18 protein-coding genes and 1 tRNA gene are annotated in these 20,820 nt (G+C 44.0%); 5 read left to right on the top strand and 14 right to left on the bottom strand.

Translation table 11 applies throughout. The annotated features are described in order from the left end of the window. Positions 1-2 precede the first annotated feature (2 nt). Both R7Q38_RS10825 and R7Q38_RS10820 read right to left on the bottom strand, forming a co-directional pair. A complete protein-coding gene (locus R7Q38_RS10825; RefSeq protein WP_005388411.1) occupies positions 3-1,142 on the bottom strand; it encodes an efflux RND transporter periplasmic adaptor subunit in 1,140 nt (379 codons plus the stop codon). A gap of 465 nt (positions 1,143-1,607) precedes the next feature. Next, positions 1,608-3,245: a methyl-accepting chemotaxis protein gene (locus R7Q38_RS10820; RefSeq protein ID WP_104978955.1), complete on the bottom strand. Its 1,638-nt coding sequence runs from the start codon at positions 3,243-3,245 to the stop codon at positions 1,608-1,610. Between the two features lie 773 nt (positions 3,246-4,018). On the opposite strand from R7Q38_RS10820, the gene R7Q38_RS10815 reads away from it, so the two are divergent. After that, positions 4,019-5,008, top strand: coding sequence for a Solitary outer membrane autotransporter beta-barrel domain (locus R7Q38_RS10815; protein WP_172563326.1), 990 nt, complete (start codon positions 4,019-4,021; stop codon positions 5,006-5,008). A gap of 5 nt (positions 5,009-5,013) precedes the next feature. Here R7Q38_RS10815 and R7Q38_RS10810 read toward each other — a convergent pair whose 3' ends face one another. Beyond that, on the bottom strand, positions 5,014-5,262 hold the full coding sequence (locus tag R7Q38_RS10810) for a hypothetical protein (RefSeq protein ID WP_005378271.1): 249 nt from the start codon (positions 5,260-5,262) through the stop codon (positions 5,014-5,016). Positions 5,263-6,078: 816 nt separating this feature from the next. On the opposite strand from R7Q38_RS10810, the gene R7Q38_RS10805 reads away from it, so the two are divergent. The 3 genes from R7Q38_RS10805 to R7Q38_RS10795 all read left to right on the top strand — a co-directional run bounded on the left by R7Q38_RS10805 (position 6,079) and on the right by R7Q38_RS10795 (position 8,883). After that, positions 6,079-7,410 (top strand): cytochrome ubiquinol oxidase subunit I, encoded by a 1,332-nt coding sequence (locus tag R7Q38_RS10805; RefSeq protein WP_206969718.1) that lies wholly within the window; start codon positions 6,079-6,081, stop codon positions 7,408-7,410. Positions 7,411-7,412: 2 nt separating this feature from the next. After that, positions 7,413-8,405: a cytochrome d ubiquinol oxidase subunit II gene (locus R7Q38_RS10800; RefSeq protein ID WP_005388401.1), complete on the top strand. Its 993-nt coding sequence runs from the start codon at positions 7,413-7,415 to the stop codon at positions 8,403-8,405. Positions 8,406-8,754: 349 nt separating this feature from the next. Beyond that, a complete protein-coding gene (locus tag R7Q38_RS10795; protein WP_256902832.1) occupies positions 8,755-8,883 on the top strand; it encodes a hypothetical protein in 129 nt (42 codons plus the stop codon). A 273-nt stretch (positions 8,884-9,156) separates the two neighbouring features. On the opposite strand, the gene R7Q38_RS10790 is transcribed toward R7Q38_RS10795, so the two are convergent. From R7Q38_RS10790 to R7Q38_RS10780, 3 genes are all read right to left on the bottom strand, one after another. Beyond that, positions 9,157-9,244 (bottom strand) — tRNA-Ser (locus R7Q38_RS10790). A 144-nt stretch (positions 9,245-9,388) separates the two neighbouring features. Continuing rightward, the gene (locus R7Q38_RS10785; protein WP_213969474.1) at positions 9,389-9,838 is read right to left on the bottom strand and encodes an L-alanine exporter AlaE; all 450 of its coding nucleotides are present in this window, start codon (positions 9,836-9,838) and stop codon (positions 9,389-9,391) included. 502 nt (positions 9,839-10,340) lie between these two features. After that, entirely contained in the window at positions 10,341-12,761 is a 2,421-nt protein-coding gene (locus R7Q38_RS10780) for a hybrid sensor histidine kinase/response regulator (RefSeq protein WP_213969557.1), read from the bottom strand. A gap of 51 nt (positions 12,762-12,812) precedes the next feature. On the opposite strand from R7Q38_RS10780, the gene R7Q38_RS10775 reads away from it, so the two are divergent. Then, positions 12,813-13,424, top strand: coding sequence for a YecA family protein (locus tag R7Q38_RS10775; protein ID WP_005378278.1), 612 nt, complete (start codon positions 12,813-12,815; stop codon positions 13,422-13,424). 73 nt (positions 13,425-13,497) lie between these two features. Here R7Q38_RS10775 and R7Q38_RS10770 read toward each other — a convergent pair whose 3' ends face one another. From R7Q38_RS10770 to tolB, 8 genes are all read right to left on the bottom strand, one after another. After that, positions 13,498-14,664, bottom strand: a complete 1,167-nt coding sequence (locus R7Q38_RS10770) for a glutathionylspermidine synthase family protein (protein ID WP_318114214.1) — start codon at positions 14,662-14,664, stop codon at positions 13,498-13,500. An 8-nt stretch (positions 14,665-14,672) separates the two neighbouring features. Continuing rightward, positions 14,673-15,242 carry a DUF1190 domain-containing protein gene (locus R7Q38_RS10765; RefSeq protein WP_025766906.1) on the bottom strand — a complete coding sequence of 190 codons (570 nt, stop codon included), beginning with the start codon at positions 15,240-15,242 and terminating at the stop codon, positions 14,673-14,675. A gap of 8 nt (positions 15,243-15,250) precedes the next feature. After that, positions 15,251-15,667 (bottom strand): DUF350 domain-containing protein, encoded by a 417-nt coding sequence (locus R7Q38_RS10760; protein WP_005378281.1) that lies wholly within the window; start codon positions 15,665-15,667, stop codon positions 15,251-15,253. Then, positions 15,667-16,710, bottom strand: a complete 1,044-nt coding sequence (locus R7Q38_RS10755) for a potassium channel protein (RefSeq protein ID WP_017820047.1) — start codon at positions 16,708-16,710, stop codon at positions 15,667-15,669. Before R7Q38_RS10755 ends, R7Q38_RS10760 begins: the two co-directional genes overlap by 1 nt. 118 nt (positions 16,711-16,828) lie before the next feature. Beyond that, positions 16,829-17,890 (bottom strand): quinolinate synthase NadA, encoded by a 1,062-nt coding sequence (nadA, locus tag R7Q38_RS10750; RefSeq protein WP_318114213.1) that lies wholly within the window; start codon positions 17,888-17,890, stop codon positions 16,829-16,831. A gap of 251 nt (positions 17,891-18,141) precedes the next feature. After that, the gene (gene ybgF, locus R7Q38_RS10745) at positions 18,142-18,894 is read right to left on the bottom strand and encodes a tol-pal system protein YbgF (protein ID WP_005387926.1); all 753 of its coding nucleotides are present in this window, start codon (positions 18,892-18,894) and stop codon (positions 18,142-18,144) included. Positions 18,895-18,909: 15 nt separating this feature from the next. Continuing rightward, on the bottom strand, positions 18,910-19,434 hold the full coding sequence (gene pal, locus R7Q38_RS10740; protein WP_005378293.1) for a peptidoglycan-associated lipoprotein Pal: 525 nt from the start codon (positions 19,432-19,434) through the stop codon (positions 18,910-18,912). A gap of 30 nt (positions 19,435-19,464) precedes the next feature. After that, positions 19,465-20,817, bottom strand: coding sequence for a Tol-Pal system beta propeller repeat protein TolB (gene tolB / locus R7Q38_RS10735; protein WP_005387925.1), 1,353 nt, complete (start codon positions 20,815-20,817; stop codon positions 19,465-19,467). Positions 20,818-20,820: the final 3 nt, after the last annotated feature.

The raw sequence follows: 20,820 nt of genomic DNA, 5'->3' as shown, positions 1-20,820 counted from the left end.
GATTACTCCTGTTCACCGTTTTGGATAGTTACCGAACTGCCTGGCCCTACCTTTTGTAAACCGGCGGTAATGACTTTATCACCCGCGTTCAAACCATCAATAATGCGCCATTGGCTATTGATCGCTTCGGCAGTCTTCACTGGTTTCGCTTCCACTTTGTTCTCGCCATTAACCGTCATCACTGTCGCTTTACCTGTCGCATCACGAGATACCGTATTTTGTGGTATTAGAATCGCATCAGGGTCGACACCAGTAATGACCGTCGCACGAACAAACATTCCAGGTAGCAACAAACCGTCAGGGTTTGGGAATTCGGCACGAAGCGTCACGCTGCCCGTACTTTCGTTCACATTAACCTCAGTAAATTTCATTGTGCCTTTGTGTTCGTAAGTGCTGCCATCTTCAAGCATCAATGTAACTTGCGCAGAGTCATCTTCTTGCATATGGCCTTGGGAGAGTGATGCTTTCAAACGCAGCAGTTGCGCGGATGATTGCACAATATCAACATTGATAGGGTCAAGCTGCTGAATGGTCGCTAATTTGGCAGCTTGATTAGCCGTAACCAACGCACCCGCTGTCACACTCGATTTACCGATCACCCCGCTAATCGGAGCTTTGACTTGCGTATAATCTAAGTTGATTTTTGCTGTGTTGATCTTGGCTTTTGCGACTAAGACCTGCGCTTTCGCTTCTTTGTATGCCGCTTCTGCTTCATCCAAGTCTTGTTGGCTGATGGATTTTTTGGTGATCAAGGTTCTGTAACGCTTCACCGTGGCATAGGTCGACTCTGCCGCAGCTTGCGCACGGATTAATTCCGCTTCAGCGCTCAGCAAATCCGCCTGAAATGATGAATCATCAATTTGATATAGCGACTGCCCTCGTTCAACAAGGCCACCTTCAACAAAATTTCGCTCCGAAATAATGCCAGTGACTTGCGGACGAACTTCTGCTTCTTTGAATGCTCTGCTACGACCCGGCAACTCTACTGTCAATGCTTGGCGCGTTGGCTGCACTGTTAACACTTCGACTTCGGTTGCGGGCGCAGGCCCCCCACCTTGGCTCGATCCTTCTTCGCTAGGTTGACATCCAACCACAAAAAGGCTCGACGCAATCAGCAGAGATAGCGTGGTTTTACGTCTCATGAATTTTTCTCTCTTATCTACCGACAAGCCTTCAAGATTCCTTATTAAAAGCTTCTAGAATGACTTAATAATGACTAATGGATGTATATCCAGAACAAATTAATTAGGATGATAAATACCCAGTGTTGTACATACAACAAAATTTACAGTTCTATACGCTTACGAAAAACGTTTATGGTAAAGGTGTTATGAAGTTCTCAAATTTGAAGATTTTGGGTTGGAAATCACATTTTCCTGTGTGCAATTGCAATAGTTAAAAAGCAGCAAAAGTGATGATAAAAGCATCATCACGCTGTACAGAGTTTGTTACCGCTGTCTAGGGTTATTTGCCCACTCTGGTATACGAACTAAAGTGAGAAAGGAATGTAAATATAGTCGAAATTTCACAAGTCAGGTTCGCCACTTATCTAAAAAATAACCCGCTAAGAAGCGGGTTATTTCGTCAGTGAGATTGCTGTTCTCAGCTTATACTTTGAACTGACTGACCTGATGATCTAAACGTTGAGTTTGCTCTGACAACATGGCTAAAGAAGCTTGCGCTTGGTTTACGATTTCCACAATTGAAGTGCTACTGTCTGCAATGCCTTGTACGTTGCTATTTACTTCGTCACTTACTGTACTTTGCTGGCTCGCAGCCGTTGCAATGTGTGTATTCATCTCGTTCATACGTGAAATCGCGTTCAAGATTTCAGAAAGGGATTCACTCGCTCGGCCAGCGGACTTGATCGTTTCATCACTGCTATTTTGGCTACCGCGCATCACTTCTACAGCTTGTCCTGCACCAGATTGTAGCTTTTCAATCATGGTTTGGATTTCTCCCGTACTCTGTTGCGTACGACTGGCTAAAGAACGAACCTCGTCCGCTACCACAGCAAAGCCTCGCCCTTGCTCTCCAGCGCGAGCCGCTTCAATGGCTGCGTTAAGCGCTAATAAGTTTGTTTGCTCGGCAATACCACGAATTACATCCAGTACGGACGCAATGTTACTCACATCATGATCCAATGTGTTAATGACGTGGCTTGCGCTTTCGATTTCACTTGCGAGGCTACGAATTGAGCTAACTGTTTGATCCAAAATAACATTGGTATTGGTAAGTTCATCATTCGCTGTTTGGCTCGCAACCGCAGCTTCGTTAGCGCTATCGCTTACATTTCTGCTGGTGACTTGCATTTCATGCACTGCCGCCGCTACCGCCTCGCTATCTTTTTGCTGAGAAACGGTCGAGTTCGCGATGGTCGTGGTCAACGAGCTAAGATTTGCCATTTCGTTACGTAAAGTATTTGAGCTTTCAATTACCTGAGCGACTGTCATTTGAATTTTGGACACAAACTGGTTAAATGCGTCTGCTAAATTGCCAATTTCGTCTTGTGTTTTTACATCAATTCGCTGACTTAGATCACCTTCACCGGACGCAATTTCTGTCATCGCATTTTTAATATCATTGATAGGCTTCACAACCGTTTGTAACAACAAAAAAGCCATCGCGATAGCGGCAAAAATAACAATCACAATGCCAGCCTCAAGAATGAGTTCTGCTCTTGTTGCAGCCGCTGATATTTCGCCCTTCAACTGGCTTTGCTTTTCTTCTATTGCATCTTTTACAACGTTAAGCTGCGCTCTAACCTCGATAAATTGGTCTTCAAAGGTATGTTTGTGCTCGTTGTAGTAACCACGCCATTGAGATTGAGGTAAACGTAGCATCGCTTCATAACTTGCTAACCATTTTTCACCCAAAGAGACAAGCGTTCGAACTTCATTACCATGTGTAGAAGGCATCACACCGGCTTGTGATAGCTCAATCATTTGTTCCATACGTGGTAGTGCTTTGTAGGCGTTGTCTTTGTATTCACCGATGTGATGATCAATATCGTTTTGAGTATCAGAAAGTGCAACACCTTGGATTGCAGATGTTGCTTGGTAAAGATCGCGATAAGCATCCTCAATCGTTAATAAGTTCGGCACGATCTGTTCGTTGAGTGTCTCACTCAATTCAGATTGCTTCCAACTTGTCATAACGTTTAATACAGAGCTCACAATAAACAATCCAATAATCAATGACAGCGGAATCACTATCTTCTGCTTGATCGTTAAGTTCTGGAACATGAATAGACTCTCTTTATTTATGGTATACAAACTGCCGGAAATTATATCAAACAAATAGAGTATACTATTAGGTAAAAGAGGCTATTCAACATGAAATCTAATGACTTTTTGACAAGGGTTCTAATTTCAACAATTAGTTGATTTTATACAAAATTTAACAAAGAGATCTTTTCAAAAGATGCAAATTAAAATGCTCTTTCAAAACGAAAAATATGTAACAGAAAGTGAATTAAAAGGGACCACATTTTGAAGAATAGATCGACTCAATGATTTACTGAGAACACATACAAAACACAGTTCTTGGATTGAGCACCACCGCGGAATATGCAAAAGTCCGAACATTTCTTCTAAAGCTCAAAAAAACCATTGTTTATCTGACGTATTTAAGGGTAATCCTTGATGATGTTAGTCGTGATGTTGGCAGACAGGGTGCTTACAAGTTTTCGAAGTAACCTGTAGCACAGTGAACGATTCAGATTTTCTTGAGCGCCAAGGCAATAAAAAAGTTTGCTATTTTCCTCTCAAGAGACGCATTCAAGAAAATAATGCAACCTAGTCACAAAGTTTTGCTACATCTTCAGAAAAGAATGATGTTGCTAAACAAATCTGGTGCAGCATACACATTGAAGCTAAACTCGTTTAAGGAACTTTTTCATATCAATATGAGAAAACATAGATTTCTCAAAGTTACACCGACCATTCAACGATTAAACTAATGTTAGCGTACCGGTACGTCCAAAAACTCCATGCATGAACCATTTGAAAGAGCCAAAATGTTCCAACCCAACTTCGCCTCAGTGGAGTGGCGAGTCGTTTCGCTCACTCTCCTACTCTCACTTCCTCACACTGCTCAAGCGGATCCACTAGATAAGGAAATTAGCAACCTTCTCCAACAACGTTTTTCTATCGCGGTTTTGCTGTCCGACACTGACGCAATTGCGTTTGGTATTGGCGACTTTGATCCGAATGCATTATTTGATACCGCCAACCCAGAGTTCGGGACTGACGAGTCAATCAATGAACGTCGAAGCAAATCCGTATATGTTCTCCCTTACACGACTAACTTTGACATAGAGGGCAGCGAGGACTTACATGAGCTGTCGTTTAAGGCATTTACGATACAAACAGAGAATGATCTCAAACTATTCGGCACAAGTAAGGATCTTCTCAAGGAAAGGACATACGGTGCATCGATTGGTTATGGGTATCTATACAAAGCAAGTGAAAACGTCACCCTTAGCACCAGAACGACGACTCACCTTATGCGTTATAAAAACTCATTCTCTACCGATAATAAACTTTCATCCATCATTGGAAGAATCCTAGACGGCCGTGCCGTTAACGTTTCAGCATGGGCGGCAATAGTTCAACCATCCATTAAAGCCAAATACACGTCTCCCACAAGTTGGGGGAAATGGCATGCCAGTTCGACATTGAATTCATTCATTGGGCACAGCTGGGGAAGCGCAAATAACGGCAATATAGGCAACCCTAAAGGTTGGTACCTATCTAATGAAATCACCGGTTACTACAATATTTATCACGGTGAGCAAGCTTTATTTACCGGGATTAAAAGAGTCGACCTTTCGCATGATTTAAGCGATGAACTGGGAAGTCCGCATTACTACGAAGCTTCTATAGGATGGCTATTTTATGCACCAAAGCCCTTTGATTGGTTGGACAATTTCGGCATAGGCGTTAACTTCAACTACGGCTCGACTCTCAGAGGTGGCAGCATTCAACTTTACTACAACAAACAATAACGCTGTCAGTACAGGAACCAGTTGGTAGCATATATAACAAGAAGAACGAGAAGACACAAAAGGAATGGCAGAGTTAGCGTCTTCGCAAACTTTTTCATGAGACTTGGGTTATCAAACACCACACCTTCCGCTTCTCTTACCCTTCGCTCTTCGTCAAAATGCCATTTAATGGCTAAGTAGGCTCCTATCCCTAATACAATAAGCTTAAAAGCTCCAGCAAAGTAAGGAAAGAAATTAGCCCAACTGTCGTTCATTATCCATCTCCATCAAATTCAATATCAGCTTTGCGGTGGCAGAATCCAAGGTTCATGTAGAATGCCCCCCTCAAAGTCAGACTCTCTGGCTAGCGCCAGTCTACTGCTCGAGATAGCTGCCCACAACTCTCTTTACCATATAGGCATTTATTAATTATTTAATAAATAACAAGAAAGACACTAGCACACTTGCTGAAAAGTAAGTGTCAGTTTGGATTGAAACTCATCAGGAATCGAAAATGGTCCGCAGTCGACTTGTTGATCTAGTGAAAGCCGAATTACCTAGAGCCAAATCGTTCGCTAGTATAAAAATGTAGCCTATCGCACTTCTGGTCGAGTGCTAACGAACTTATGATGCACATGTCATTAGCAGTGCAATTTTAAGTTTATCAATTAGCTAAAGTTTCCCACCTTAACTGCCAGTAAGTTTGCTGTGTTTGAGATGATCTCGACATGACTAGTGTATAAATAGTATGGAGGTTCAAAGTGAAGGCAAGGCAATTTTCCTTACTAAAAATATTGTTTTTGTAATTTTATTTCAGGATTATCGAAACCATCATAAGGATAATTCGAACTAATCTTAATCCATGCTCCTTCAGTTACATTTGCTTTCTTTTACTCACTTCTCGCGACTATTAGTGGCATTTTGAGACAATTTCCTACACTCCTTTCTTTCCCTTAGTTGATATAAATCATGGTTAGAAGAAAACAGAATCACCTGTATTTCTCGATACATGAATCCAAACTGCCCGACTTTTCGTAACTAAATTACAGATAGACACGATTTTTAGTATGGCACGTTTTTGAGGAACCAAGATGTTAGATACCCTCATGCTGTCGCGGATCCAGTTCGCGGCCAATATCAGCTTTCACATTCTCTTCCCGACCATCACCATCGCGTTGGCATGGATGTTGGTGTTTTTCAAGTGGCGATATAACCGCACACAGGCCCCCGTATGGCTCGATGTTTATTACTTCTGGGTCAAGATATTCGCTCTCACTTTCGCCTTGGGTGTGGTATCCGGCATTACGATGAGTTTCCAGTTTGGTACCAACTGGCCAGGCTTTATGGAACGAGTCGGAAACGTAGCTGGACCATTGCTCGGATACGAAGTGATGACCGCCTTCTTTATGGAAGCCACCTTCCTGGGTGTAATGCTTTTTGGACGAGGACGAGTACCGGAATGGGTTCATACTCTCGCCACCGTTCTGGTTGCTGTTGGGACAAGTATGTCCGCATTTTGGATTCTGGTGCTTAACAGCTGGATGCACACACCAAGTGGCTATGAAGTGATTGACGGCATTGTTCATGTGACCAGTTGGAAAGAAGTCATTTTCAATCCTTCTTTACCGTACCGTCTTCTACACACGCTATTAGCATCGGCGCTGACTGCCAGCTTCTTGATTGCAGGTATCTCGGCTTATCAAATAATGAAAAAGTCAGATCACCGCTCAGCCAAACTTGGCCTAAAAGTCGCGCTGTTCGCGGCGGCTGGGTTCATCCCGGTACAAATCTTTGTCGGTGACCTTCACGGGTTAAACACGCTTGAACATCAACCTGCAAAAATTGCAGCGATGGAAGGTGTGTGGGAGACCGAGCAAGGCGCGCCTCTTCTACTATTTGCGATGCCAAATGAAGAAACTCGCAGCAATGATTTTGAAGTGGGCATCCCTAAGTTGGCGAGTTTGATTCTTACGCATGACTTAGACGGGGAAATCCAGGGACTTAACGAGTTTGCGCCTGACCACCCACCAGTGAAGCCCCTGTTCTTTGGTTTCCGCGTGATGGTTGGTGTAGGTGTCCTTATGCTGCTGGTTAGCTGGTATGGCGCGGTGACGCTAGCACGCAAAAAAGCGTTACCTAAACCTTACCTGTACACGGTATTAGCCATGACGTTCTCCGGTTGGATAGCCACATTGGCGGGTTGGTATGTTACTGAGATTGGCCGACAGCCTTGGTTGGTCAGCGGTGTATTGCGTACATCCGAAGCCGTCACCACGGTTGCGAGCAGTAGCGTGATGACTTCGCTCATTATGTACTTAGCCATTTATGCTGCATTGCTGGTTGCGTACATCCATACCCTATTCTATTTGGCGCGCAAAGACATTGCAGCCCATGAAGTCCCACTGACACAACAAGAGGCCTAATCATGCTCGACTATCTACCAGAAATTTATCTTCTGCTGCTTGGCTTCTCGGTCTTTATGTATGCTGTGCTCGACGGCTACGACCTTGGCGTCGGTATCCTTTTACCAAGTGATAATGAAGCGCAACGTGACCGAATGATAGCCTCTATCGGCCCTTTCTGGGACGCGAACGAAACGTGGTTGGTGTTAGCCGTTGGTATTTTGTTGATTGCCTTTCCTACCGCTCACAGTTTGATTTTAACGGAGCTCTATATGCCGACCGCCATAATGCTTATCGCACTGATAATGCGTGGCGTGGCGTTCGATTTCCGAGCCAAAGCGAACTCGGATCATAAACCTCATTGGGATTGGTGCTTCAGAATTGGCTCGCTAATCACCGCACTAACTCAGGGTTACATGGTGGGTCGTTACATCATGGGATTTGAACAATCAACCGAAGCATTTGGCTTTGCTTGGTTAAGCGCACTTTGTGTAGCAGCGGCGTACGTTTACATCGGTGGCGCATGGTTAGTACTAAAAACGGAAGGTGATTTGCAAATACGCTCGGCCCGTTGGTCTCGCCGTGCTGGTTGGTTAGCGGCCTTAGGAATCTTGGTGGTTAGCGTTGTAAACCCAATTGTAAATCAACAAGTTGCCTTGCGTTGGTTCAGCTTCCCAGAAATCTTGTTGCTTGCCCCAGTTCCGTTAATTGTATTGGCAACCATCTTCCTAGTTGATCGCTATTTGCGTCAGGTTCCAATGGTGAATGATCTGGGTGTGCGTTGGCCTTTCTTTGGTGTCACCGTCATTTTCGCGTTGAGCTTTCTCGGTCTTGCGTACAGCTTCTTCCCAGAAGTTGTGCCGGGGTTGATGACCGCACAACAAGCGGCCTCCTCACCTGCGACATTAATAATCGTGGGCTACGGTGTGATGATTGTTATGCCGGTGATATTGCTTTACACCTTTGTGGTATACCGGATCTTCAAAGGCAAAGCGACAGAACTTAGCTACAAGTAGGAAAGGGAATTCCTCAACGAAGCGCCGCTGCTCATGCGGCGTTTTTTTTGCAGTACTCACGACTAAAGTATCTACCCAAGGCGACTGAGTGGGAACGCTGAGAGAATGTAGCGGCAGCCAGTAGTTTGTTCCTAACTAGAACGAGATAACCGTTTCTCAACTATAGCGATACAGGCACAAAAACAGAAAGAATATTTGATGTTACAAAAGGTAGACCGCCACTTTAAAACGCTTTGAGTATTTTTTGCGCTCAATGAGGTGCAAGTATACTTATGCTTTTTATAACTTGTGAACACTCAATTGCATATTATGTTGCTGTTGAAATCGTACATGAAATAAGGACAAGAACATGAAGATAAGATGCAAAACGACGCAAAGCATTGAAAAATTTAACCCTGATGACCTCAATCCAAACACAGATCTCTTTGTTATGATTGCTGTTGTATTCGTGTTCATGGCTGTTTTGCTTAGCATCTAGTAGCAATACGTTCATTCTTGTGGCCGTATTCATACCTCATGTGATATGGGTGCTAAATTCTAGATTAAAGCGGATGGGCTAACCCGCACCAATCAGATTATGGCTGCCTCTGTATAGCTTCTTCAATTTTGGCGTTGTATCGAGGTGAGATATGAACAGTTGGCTTGTAGATAGAGTTGCGTTTGCACTCTGAGTACTCTTATGTACTTTCAATGATGCATTACTTTAGTGCAGATATGAAAAAAGGCCTGATAAATCAGACCTTTTAGAATGTGGCGGTGAGTGAGAGATTCGAACTCTCGATACGTTGCCGTATACACACTTTCCAGGCGTGCTCCTTCAGCCACTCGGACAACTCACCGAATCAAATTTTGGTTAGCATCATTGGCTAACGAGGCGCTAATTTAATGATTATGTGCCTGATGGTCAAGGCTAAACATAAAAAAAAGCGCCCTTTTCGAATCGATTGCTCACTAAGTAACTAAATTGAGCAAAACTGGGGCATTTACATGCTTTGAGAATAACCGGGAACACGGAACCAACGGCGGCACATGTCCAAGAAGTACCCATACAACACACCCATGCCACAAGAAATAACAGCGTTACTTGCCACTGCGGTCACAATTTGATCTGTAGACGCGCCAACTGCGAATAAAATACCCGCATAAACTGGAGATTGAAATAGTACATAAGCGACCAGATCAGAGATGTTCTTCATAAAGGAAGACGGCGACACCTTACTACCTTGATACAGCACCCAATCACGAAAAACCCCATACGGCCAAGCAATAGCGATATTCACTGGAATCGATAGCGTACGCGATGCTAGAGATTGCTCAAATGTCATCCCTGAAATCAAAATCTCGACAATCATCCCTGTGATAAAGCAAAAAACAACCATAGCAAAGGTATCCGCTGCGGCGTGACGAATACAAAATGGTCCACGAGACTTCATTTACAAAACCCTTAAAATCAAACACTGCAATTAATAAAAATAATAAAACTATTAACCACTAAAAAGACACCAAGCCAGTTAATAATGCAATTAGAACACACAAAAACTAGCTTATGGCTCTGTATTTAAAATTAAGTTGTAAATTTATAACCAACTTTTAAAGTAAAAGTAGTTTTTTTCACCAATGACGAGTAAAAACGCCTAAAATTACGTAAAAATGGTACAAAAACACGGATTTCACTTACATAAAAAGGGGTTACGATAATTATTTTGACGTAAAGTTAGAACAAAACTCGGACTGTAAACAGTCACTCCTATAGCTTATGCTACCAAGCTGCGAAAATTCAGAGTATTACCGATATAATCACAGTAGAAGGTCTTGCTGCTTTACTCGTAAAAGTAAAACTGCAAGCCTGTTCATTGCAGGTTAGAAGAGTTTGTCACGAAGCTGGATGACGTATGAATAGTAAGAACAATTCACAGTTGCGCCATATTGATTCAGTTATGGTGAGGCCAGCAAAATCGTTAATGTATCGATATCATCTTGGTCTGGGGATTGCTGACGCTTTAAGTTACTTCTTATCCGTTCAGCGACTGAAGAAACGTCGTCACTGAGTTCAAGGGGAGCCTCCGCAATGATCGCTGAAATAGCCTCAAGTGCTTCATTAAGATGTCCATTATCTAGAGCGACATAGAAGTTGAGTAACCACTTTTCAGCATTAAAGCTATCTGCTGCATTTCCATCAAAGTCCGATTGGTACTGATATAACTGTATCGCATGAAGATACAGTGCATCATTTAATTCAGACTCCACTATTGGTTTCGCTATTATGTGATCTGCTCCTACATTAATCATACGCTCTTGTGTTTCTTTGAACACATCCGCTGTACAGCCAAAAATCAGTACCGACTTAGCAGGTGAACTCATTGCTCGAATGGCTGATATGGCCCCAACGCCATCTAGAACAGGCATATGATTATCCATCAGTATCAAATCAAATGGTTTGCTCGCAACCTCATCGACTGCAAGCTGACCATTTTCGACACTTGTGCACTCAAAGCCCTTGGCTCGGAGGAAAGTTTCCATAATGATCGCATTTGTTCGGTTGTCTTCAACAATGAGTGCTTTCAACCCTTTACAGTTCAATTTATGTGTATTGATTGACTCTACTTTACCCGGCTTGCAAGGTGTAAGGGCAATTTCGACAGTAAAAGTCGTTCCAGCGTCCTCCTGACTCTCTACAACCACTTGCCCACCCATATGTTCCGCGATTTCTTTGACTATTGCTAAACCAAGCCCTGTACCACCAAACCGCCTAGTCGTTGATGACTCCGCTTGCTCAAAAGGACGAAAAATGCGTTTTTGTGCCTCTTTTGAAATACCAATTCCTGTATCTTTTACCTTTAGTATCAGCTTGGTGCCTGCCTTACTCGATTGCTCGGCTAGCTCTACCTCTACGATGCCACGATCGGTGAACTTAACAGCGTTATTGAGTAGATTGAACAGTACTTGACGCAAACGGGCTTTGTCATTGTTGTACCAACGACCCGTTGGTAAATGCGAGACGACTCTAAAGCGAAGACCTTTTTCTGCACATAGAGTTTGATAAACACTCTTGATACTGCCGATAATCGACTCAATTGGGAAAGGCTTATTTTCAAACTCAACATGCCCTTGTTCAATTTTTGAGTAATCTAAAATCTCATTGAGTAATGTCATCATGTGATCACCTGAATCATAAAGTGTTCTCAGGTGCTTACGCTGCTCATCGGTAAGTGGTGTTTTTAACAGTATCTGGGCAGTTCCTAGTACACCGTTCATTGGTGTGCGAATCTCGTGGGACAATGTGGCTAAGAATGCCGTTTTAGCGTTTGTCGAAGCCTGAGCTTTTATTCTCTCCTGCTCTAAATAGATCGTCTTTTCATTGAACTTCTCGATAAGCTGTCCGATTTCGTCATCGCTATCGTAGTCAATATCTATGATCCCACCAGTTTTCGAGTCATCAATCTTAGCGGCAATGCGAACAATTGGTTCAACAATATAGCGATTCAGTAAGTAGTAACCGACCAAGACACACAAGAGCAAAAATGGAATGATCCTCCCCTCAACGCTCATCACTTGTTCAAACACTTGATCGGCGACTTTAGCTTTTGCGTTGACAACTTCCATGCGCCAATCGAACTCTCCGAAATCAAGCTCGCTGACATAAATTTCGTCCGTCAGTTGAAAGTTGTGCTCAATAATCACGTTTGAGTCAGCATCGCGAACCACTACCCCCAAAGAATGCTGGTTCGTGTGCTCTCGAATAAACTGAAAAAGTGCATCAAGTGATAGGTCTACCGTTACAACTCCAGCGAATCGACCGTTTTGGTAGTACGGAGAAGACGCGGTAATCATCTGGACCTGAGTAAAGGTATCGATGTAAACCGTAGACCAACTAACAGAACCTACCGGAGCATCGGCGGCAGCGACATACCAGGGTTCATTATCATAACCGCCAGATTCGGGGTTATTGTAGGAGTGAATTTGGTCAATACCACTATCACTGTTTTTATTGAAGAATAGACTTTTATATCTCCATTGTTCTGCTTTGAGTTCGGGTTTAGGCCATACGCCACCACTAACAAGCATCTTGTCACTCAATTGAAGTATATGTGGAATTATTGTGTTGAGAGATTGAATATTTTCAGTCCCTTGGGCTAGCCCTACTAAGCTGCTCAATACACCTGTAGAACTGAGGAGGGGCTCTTTTATCTCAAGAGCCAGGAGTTGGGTACGTAACTCTAGGTTTTGCTCTAGCTTTTGTCTAACTGGTGGCTCAACAACCAAATAGGCGACAGAACCGATAGTGGCGATAAAGAAGCACAGGTAAAGTGTTAGGGCGAGAATGCTTTTTTTTCTAAGTGATGAGCGAATTTCCATAGATGTGTGAATCATTCCCTAATATCGATTTATCACTAATTGATTGGTAAGATGAGCGCAATCAACCAGCCCATTAACAAATGGTATTCTATTTTGAAACTACAAGACATCCTTTCTCTCCCAGAACTTGACGGTAAACTACTAAACCTAGCAAAAACTCAAGGCTTTGTAACAGCGATGGCTGCAGCGCCAAACGTATTAATGCCTCAAGAGTGGTTGCCATTCTTATGGGGTGGAGAAGAAACAGCGCCATTTACTGACGGTGAACAACTAGAGCAGTACATTGACGAGATTGTACAAATGTGGAACCAAACTCGTCCCGCTCTCCTAGAAGGCACTTGGCAGTGGCCTGCAGGGTGCGCGCTAGATGAGCAAGACATTGTAACAAGTCAGGCTCGCGATTTCTGTGAAGGTGTATTACAAGGCTGGCAACTTGCGCGTGATGACTGGGAAACGTTGATGCCTGAGGATAGCGAAGATAATGCCCTACTCGGTGGTGTTTTACTTTCTCTTACTATGCTTTACGACCCAGAAACAACCATTGAAACATTGGCCGAACAAGGTATGGAAGGCTTAGAGCAGTTTGAAGAGATCTTCAATGCAATGCCAGTGATGTTATGTGGTCTTACCCAGCGCGGTGTTGCATTAGCTGAAGAACAATAGACGCAACGCTGTCGACCATCAAGATTGAACGGCTGAATAGACAAAAAGCTCTCCAAATGGAGAGCTTTTTTGATCATGTTAAAATTACATGTGGAATATACCGCGCCATATCTTGAGTCACTAAGCTACTGTCTTCCCTAATCGAAATACCGGCAGCTCTATCATTGACCAACCAACTGCCAATTAACGTATGGTTTTGCCCAAACTTAGGTAGTGGATGGTATTGTTGGACGATATTAAATTTAGATTCATAAGGCCCTGACGTTTTAACCAAACGTTTTCCATCGATGACGATCTCGATGTTCGCGCCCTCTCGAGAAAATAGTGGCTTGATGACATAATCTCTCATAGTGTTCGCTTTTGAATCGTTAGCAAAATAAGCGGGCAAAAGGTTCGGATGATTAGGAAAGCGCTCCCACAATAACGGTAAAAGTGCTTTATTGGATAGTATCGACTTCCACATCGGTTCTAACCAGTTTACGTTTGCAGTCGCTAAGTACTTCGCATATTCCTCTTCAAACATAAACTCCCAAGGGTAAAGCTTAAACATCCAACGAATCGCTCTGTCGTCAGCATCCACAAACAGACCATCTTCCGTCACTCCAATATCTTCGACATGCACGAATGCCGTTGCTAACCCTGCCTCTCGCGCGCAATCCTCTAAATACTGGACAGTCCCTTTATCTTCTTCAGTGTACTTGCAGCAGCTAAAGTGAAGTGTTTGTCCTGGTTGGTATTTTGCTATTTCGGCGAAGCGCTCGATCAAAAAGTCTTGAAGAATATTGAATTGATCCGCGCTACGGTGAACTCGACCTTTATTTACAACATCTTCTAGCCACACCCACTGCCAAAAGCCAGTTTCAAACAAGCTGGTTGGCGTATCCGCATTGTTTTCCAGTAATTTTGCTGGCGAGGTCCCGTTGTACGCGAAATCCAGCCGCGAATAAAGCGAAGGTTCGCTTCGTCTCCATGAAGAAGCGACCTGCTCCCACATAGATTCAGGGATCGCACATTGCGTCAGCAACCGCTCACTCCGAACGACTTCATCCACAATAGCCAGGCACATCTGATGCAGCTCTTCAGTGGGCGCTTCTATATCGCGCTCAATTTGCTCCAGCGTGAATTGATAGTAAGCACTCTCATCCCAATACGGTTGGTCATACATGGTATGGAAACCAAAACCAAACTGGCGTGCTAATTCACGCCAGTTTTCGCGCTCTTGTATTTCTCCTCGAAACATAGTGCTTTTTAACCGCCTCGACTGACCGACACCGCTTTACCAAACCCGCCTCGAGACATCGCCCTGCCAATGGTGCCGCCACCACGTTTGTTAAGGCTATTCGTCGCGACTTTGGTCGGCTGATTTCGGTAGGAGCCAAAGAATTGTCCTGCTCCATTATAGAATTTGGATTTATAACGGTACATCGGCTCTGAGTAATAGCTCTTGTTATAACCTTTCAACCCGCTTAATGAGCGACTGTAAAAAAAACCGCCAAAGTTAGGTACATAAGCTCGGGAACTGGAACTGTAGTAACAATCATCCTCGTAGAAATCATTCTCGCATTCGAACTCGCTGCGGTAGCGAGGGGCATTTTGTTCGGCACGAGCTAAAGCTTCTTGGTATGCAATGTCACACTGTTCACTAAACTCAGGCGAGTTAGATTTACACTCATCGGCATCAGAAAAAATGTACCCTTCTGTTTTTGACTCGTACGTAGCAAAGAAGAAAATACCACCAAAGGCAGCAAAGGGAAGAATTTTCCCAAGCTTTAAGCTTTTGTCCATGGAAGAACGTTTAACGTTAGAACTCCGCTTCATCGTTCCTCCTAGTAAGTCATGCAAGCGGCATTCAATACGCCGACCGAAACAGAAACTGCTGCTAATACGATACCGGCTGGCAGTTCATCTTTTTCGATACGCTCTGCCACTTTCGGAAGTAAAATAAAGCGTACAATTGCAAATGCGATAATTTGAGCAAGCATTGCGACAACGCCCCAAACCATAAAATCGACGATATTGACTGAGTTTTTTGCCGCCCCCGAAATCGCGAGACAGTAACCAAGGAAAGCCCCACTTAGCGCAATCGCTGCTGCTGTATTTTGTTTTTCTTTAATCAGATGCCACTCATCGTATGGCGTCAACTTGACGTAGATGAACTTAAACGCCAATACAAAAATAATAGAAACAGAGAAATAGAGTAAAAAGTTTGGGAAGCCTGCTAACAGGCCGGCAATCATGTGCATTATTGTTCCTTGTTCATTTCTTTCCAGGCAAAATCTTCAATACGTTCATCTGCAATGTAAAACAGCTTGGTACTCGCGGGTACTTCAGCATCTAAATCTGGGTTGAGTTGAATACCATCGCCAATATCAAAAGCAATCAGCGTGGCATGATGGCGTCTTTTGAGAAAAACGAAGAGATTCTCAATAGTGGTGGCAGACTGCCCCTCAGGATAAATAACTGAGTATTGCGTCATACCTCGTGTTGAAGCCAAAAGCTCCTGATGAAGCGCACTTGAGCCCGGGTCAACCGCCGCTTTTGCCAACATTTCTGCGCCAACAGCAGGTATGCATTCCGCTTTCGGGCAATGCTGACTTAGAAGTCGGCCTAGCGCTTCATCTTTAAAGTAAGCGACCAAATGAGCGGAAGGGTTTACAGATGCGCAGTATAGAGCGGCTGACAAGGTAATGTCGTCCGAGAGATTATCCACAATAATGCAAGCGGCTTCGGCAATATTGGCGTTTTTCATCTCTTGCGAATCGGTATAACTGGTCACTTTGATAAAACTGATTTCGCCAGGTAACGGGTTCTCTATTTCTGAACGGCTGCATAAAACAATCGGGCGCTTTCCCTCTTCTTCATGTTGTAACATGCGAATAAGGTGCATCGTTCTCGATCCATTCCAGCCCAACAATACAATATGGTTTTCCACTCTTACTCTCCGTTTTCCTAAAATACCCGCTCGCCAATAGTCCATCGCTGCTCCAGCGACACGCCCCAATAATGCGGCGAATAAGCTCAAACCGCCGGGGATTACAAATAGTACGACAACCCATTTACCCATATCTGTTACTGGAGAATGGTCGCCATAACCCACCGTACTCGCCGTAACCATGAGGTAATAGATAAAGTTAGCGAAACTGTCTGTTAATGCTGTTTCACCAGCGAGAACCAGCAGCCACCATGAAAGGCTCACATATAAGCCACTAAAGATGAGAAGGCTTCGGTTGCTCAATTTAAAAAGGTGGGAACTAAGCCACTTTTTAACTACTAACCACACCGCCATAAATTTATGACCTCGATATTCATTGATTGCATCAATAGTAACTCATTGATAGTAAGACACAAAAAAACCAGCCATATTCGGCTGGTTTTTGAGATTTACTTTCAGTTACGCCTACTTTTTAAGCATTACCTTTCACTTGCATATTTAGCTGCTCAGCAAAATCTAGCATGCGGTTCAGTGGGATAAGTGATTTCACACGTAGCGCTTCATCAACAAAAATTTCGTGCTCTTCACCACCTTCACTAAGCGCTTTCTCAATTGCTTTCAAACCGTTCATTGCCATCCAAGGACAGTGTGCACAGCTGCGACATGTTGCGCCTGCACCTGCGGTTGGCGCTTCGATAAGTTCTTTCTCTGGCACAAGTTGCTGCATTTTAAAGAAAATGCCTTTGTCTGTCGCAACGATCATTTGTTTGTGAGGAAGCTCTTTCGCTGCTTTGATCAGCTGACTCGTTGATCCAACGGCATCGGCAAGTTCTACGACGCTTGCTGGTGACTCAGGGTGAACCAAAATAGCCGCATCTGGATACACGCTCTTCATTTTTCGTAGCGCATCAGCAGAGAACTCATCATGAACCACACACTCACCCTGCCAAAGCAGCATATCTGCGCCAGTTTTGTTAGCGATGTACGATCCTAGGTGACGGTCTGGTCCCCAAATAATTGGCTTATCTTCAGCGTCTAAGTGTTCCACGATTTCAAGCGCAATGCTCGATGTAACGACCCAGTCGGCACGGGCTTTAACCGCTGCTGAAGTATTTGCGTAAACTACAACCGTATGATCAGGGTGAGCATCACAAAACTCGCTGAACTTATCCGCAGGACAGCCAAGGTCGAGCGAACATTCCGCTTCCAACGTTGGCATTAGAATGCGCTTTTCTGGTGTCAGAATTTTGGCCGACTCGCCCATAAAGCGAACACCACCAATAATCAATGTACTTGCAGGGTGACGATTACCAAACTTCGCCATTTCCAACGAGTCACCAACAAACCCGCCAGTGTCTTCAGCTAGGGCTTGAATCTCAGGGTCGGTATAATAGTGCGCGATAAGTACCGCATCTTTTTCTTTGAGTAACTTTTTAATACACTCAATGTAAGATGCTTTTTCTTCTTCGCTTAATGGAACTGGTTTCGGTGGGAATGGGTAAACAGTGTCGATTTTATCTAATATATGGCTCATTGCTCTTGCTCTACGCAACTTCCTTTAATCCGAGTATTGTAACCTCGTTAATTTTCAAAAACCAACTTGTCGCGGGGATTTCTAGCGGTCTAGCCGTATATCTTTGTTACAGGTAGCATTTCCGAGTAGCGAAATTCGGTGCAACACAAGGTCAGAGGCTCTGCATCATTGCTATCGACTTAGCCGTTCTGCACCAACAGAAAATGGAAAAGAAAAAGGAAGCCGAGGCTTCCTTTTCAAAACATAACGTCTTACAGCTTAGAGCTGGCAAGTTTTGCAGATGCACTACCTGGGTATTCATCAACCACTTGTTGGTAGTACTTTTTCGCTTGAGCTGCATTGTTATTACGCTCAGCGATTTCGCCTAATTTAAGCAACGCATCGGCTCGCTTATTGGAGTCTTTGTAAGACACCACAGCGGCAAAACTTTTCACTGCATCCTCATCCTGCTTTTTAGCGAAGTACAACTGACCTAGCCAGTAGTGAGAATTCGCTGAATATGTAGAATCAGGATAATCTTTCTGGAACTGCTGGAACGCTGCAATTGCGCCAGTGTAGTCACGTTTCTTGAGGATGAGGTCGACTGCATTTTGGTATGCCGTTTGCTCATCAACATTTGGTGTGTACTGACCACCTGTTTTAGCCGGTTTCGCTTCTTGCGCAGGCGCGGATTTTATCTCTCCACGAACACGATCCAGCTCGACAAACAACTCTCGTTGACGTTGCAACATTTGCTTCATTTCGTAGCTATTTCGCTCTAATTGACCACGCAATTCACTGATCTCTTGTGACATTTGGTCAATTTGCTGTTGCATTTGGAGCTGAACGCGATTGCGATTTTGTAGCAAACGTTCTAGACGCTCTACTTCCGTTTCAGATGAACGGCTCTTAGAGACGGATGATGTGCTGTTGAGATCGGATACTGGAGCTGGTGCAGCGAACGCAAAGTTCGCTGCACTTGCCAGTAACGTAAGCGCAACAGCGCGCTTAGTGTTACTGAACATGAGGATTACCTCGAATTAGTATACTAGAACCGCGCGACGGTTCTTAGCGTAAACTTCATCTGATTGACCTAGAAGAAGTGGCTTCTCTTCACCGTAGCTAACGATTGAGATTTGGTCAGCTTGAACACCTAGTGCTTGTAGGTAGTTCGCTACTGCTTGTGCACGACGCTCACCTAGAGCAATGTTGTACTCAGGTGTACCGCGCTCATCAGCGTGACCTTCGATAGTTACGTTAAGTGCTGGGTTCTTGCTTAGGTAAGAAGCGTGAGCCGCTAGCATCTCTTCGTAATCTGCTGCAATTGTTGAGTTGTCAAAAGCAAAGTAGATTGTTTGAGTTTCACGTAGCGCTTGCTCTTTTAGCTCTTGCTCTGTCAACTGACCGCTTTGATCAATTGGCGTAGCTACTGTTGTTTCCACTGCGCCATTGTTGTTTGTTGCTGCACCAGTGTTAGAAGCAGCGTCGTCGCTTGAACTACACGCTGTAACAGCCATTACAGGAAGCGCGATTAGTAGCCCTTTTAGAACCTTGTTCAGTTGCATCTTATTTTCCTTTATTAATCAAACTTATTACTACAAAAACGGTGACCATGCAGGCGCTCGAACACGCCCATTTGTTGCCGGTAATCTAGCTTTGAATCGACCATCAATTGACACCATCGATAGTACGTTTTTCTTGTTGTAAATCGAGCTATACACAACCATGCCACCGTTTGGGGCAATACTAGGAGACTCATCAAGCAAGGTCTTAGTTAAGACTTGAAGAGCACCAGTTTCCAAATCTTGTTTCGCCAAATTAAATCCTGCGTTGCTGCGGTTCACCATAACTAGGAATCGCCCATCAGGAGTAATCTGACCACCCAAATTTTGGCTGCCTTGCCAAGTCAAACGGTCAATAGAACCGCTGCCCAAATTTACTTGATAAATCTGTGGTTTACCACCCCTATCCGATGTGAAAATCAACGATTTTCCATCCGGATGCCAGAACGGTTCCGTATTATTTGATCTGCCACGCGTAATTTGCGTCAGCTTACGAGTGTTAAGGTCAAACGTATAAACATGAAGCGAGCCTGTTTTAGAAAGAACAATCGCTAACTTATTGCCATCTGGCGAAAATCTTGGCGCACCATTGTGACGTGGGTATGAAGTAATTTTCTCACGTTCACCGGTGTAGATGTTCATGATGAAGATTTCTGCTTGGCCATTTTGGAAGCTAACATACGCAAGCTTTTTACCATCTGGTGACCACGCTGGTGACATTAATGGTTGCTTAGAACGTAAAACCAGACGCTCATTGTAGCCATCGTAATCAGCGACTCGAAGTTGGTAAGGGAAACGGTCTTTATCGTTCACTACCACATATGCGATACGAGTCATGAAAGCGCCACGGTCGCCAGTTAACTGTTCATACACCAAATCAGAGATACGGTGAGCGTACTCACGCATACGAGGCCCTTGAACAGTGGCTACTTTATTGAATAGCACATGATCTTTTGACAGAACCAATTCACCGTCACTACCAAGCGCCTTACTCTTCCCACCTGTTAACTGACCACGCACAATATCAACAAGTTGATAGTTGATAACGTAGTCACCTTGGTCGTTTTGCTTGATTGAACCAGTCAATAGCGCATCCACACCTAAATTGGTCCAAGCATCAAAATTAACTTCTGATTCACTGAACGGTGTTTGTGGCATTTTGCTCGTTGGAACTGGGCTGAATTTACCACTACGTTGTAAATCCGAGGCGATAACAGCAGAAACATCCGTTGGAAGCGCTTGTGTGCCCTCCCACTTAAACGGAACAACAGCAATTGGTCGTGCTGAATCAATACCATCGGTAATGACCAACTCTAATGCGGCATTCGCCACATTTGTCATACTGCTAAACAGTACAAACATTCCTAGTAAAAGGCGTCTAATCACGTC

The sequence above is a fragment of the Vibrio sp. Vb0598 genome (genome assembly GCF_033338935.1).
Classification (GTDB): Bacteria; Pseudomonadota; Gammaproteobacteria; order Enterobacterales; family Vibrionaceae; genus Vibrio; species Vibrio alginolyticus.
Note: the sequence above shows the minus strand (reverse complement) of the source record. Positions and strands in the feature narration are given on the sequence as shown.

Bases quoted from the DNA above. Each gene is read 5' to 3' on its own strand.
- R7Q38_RS10755 (WP_017820047.1), bottom strand. From the start codon at position 16,710: ATGGCGGTGTGGTTAGTAGTTAAAAAGTGGCTTAGTTCCCACCTTTTT.
- R7Q38_RS10785 (WP_213969474.1), bottom strand. From the start codon at position 9,838: ATGAAGTCTCGTGGACCATTTTGTATTCGTCACGCCGCAGCGGATACC.
- R7Q38_RS10780 (WP_213969557.1), bottom strand. From the start codon at position 12,761: ATGGAAATTCGCTCATCACTTAGAAAAAAAAGCATTCTCGCCCTAACA.
- R7Q38_RS10815 (WP_172563326.1), top strand. From the start codon at position 4,019: ATGTTCCAACCCAACTTCGCCTCAGTGGAGTGGCGAGTCGTTTCGCTC.
- R7Q38_RS10810 (WP_005378271.1), bottom strand. From the start codon at position 5,262: ATGAACGACAGTTGGGCTAATTTCTTTCCTTACTTTGCTGGAGCTTTT.
- R7Q38_RS10825 (WP_005388411.1), bottom strand. From the start codon at position 1,142: ATGAGACGTAAAACCACGCTATCTCTGCTGATTGCGTCGAGCCTTTTT.
- R7Q38_RS10770 (WP_318114214.1), bottom strand. From the start codon at position 14,664: ATGTTTCGAGGAGAAATACAAGAGCGCGAAAACTGGCGTGAATTAGCA.
- R7Q38_RS10775 (WP_005378278.1), top strand. From the start codon at position 12,813: ATGAGCGCAATCAACCAGCCCATTAACAAATGGTATTCTATTTTGAAA.
- pal (WP_005378293.1), bottom strand. From the start codon at position 19,434: ATGCAACTGAACAAGGTTCTAAAAGGGCTACTAATCGCGCTTCCTGTA.
- R7Q38_RS10820 (WP_104978955.1), bottom strand. From the start codon at position 3,245: ATGTTCCAGAACTTAACGATCAAGCAGAAGATAGTGATTCCGCTGTCA.
- R7Q38_RS10800 (WP_005388401.1), top strand. From the start codon at position 7,413: ATGCTCGACTATCTACCAGAAATTTATCTTCTGCTGCTTGGCTTCTCG.
- nadA (WP_318114213.1), bottom strand. From the start codon at position 17,890: ATGAGCCATATATTAGATAAAATCGACACTGTTTACCCATTCCCACCG.
- R7Q38_RS10795 (WP_256902832.1), top strand. From the start codon at position 8,755: ATGAAGATAAGATGCAAAACGACGCAAAGCATTGAAAAATTTAACCCT.
- R7Q38_RS10760 (WP_005378281.1), bottom strand. From the start codon at position 15,667: ATGCACATGATTGCCGGCCTGTTAGCAGGCTTCCCAAACTTTTTACTC.
- R7Q38_RS10765 (WP_025766906.1), bottom strand. From the start codon at position 15,242: ATGAAGCGGAGTTCTAACGTTAAACGTTCTTCCATGGACAAAAGCTTA.
- R7Q38_RS10805 (WP_206969718.1), top strand. From the start codon at position 6,079: ATGTTAGATACCCTCATGCTGTCGCGGATCCAGTTCGCGGCCAATATC.
- ybgF (WP_005387926.1), bottom strand. From the start codon at position 18,894: ATGTTCAGTAACACTAAGCGCGCTGTTGCGCTTACGTTACTGGCAAGT.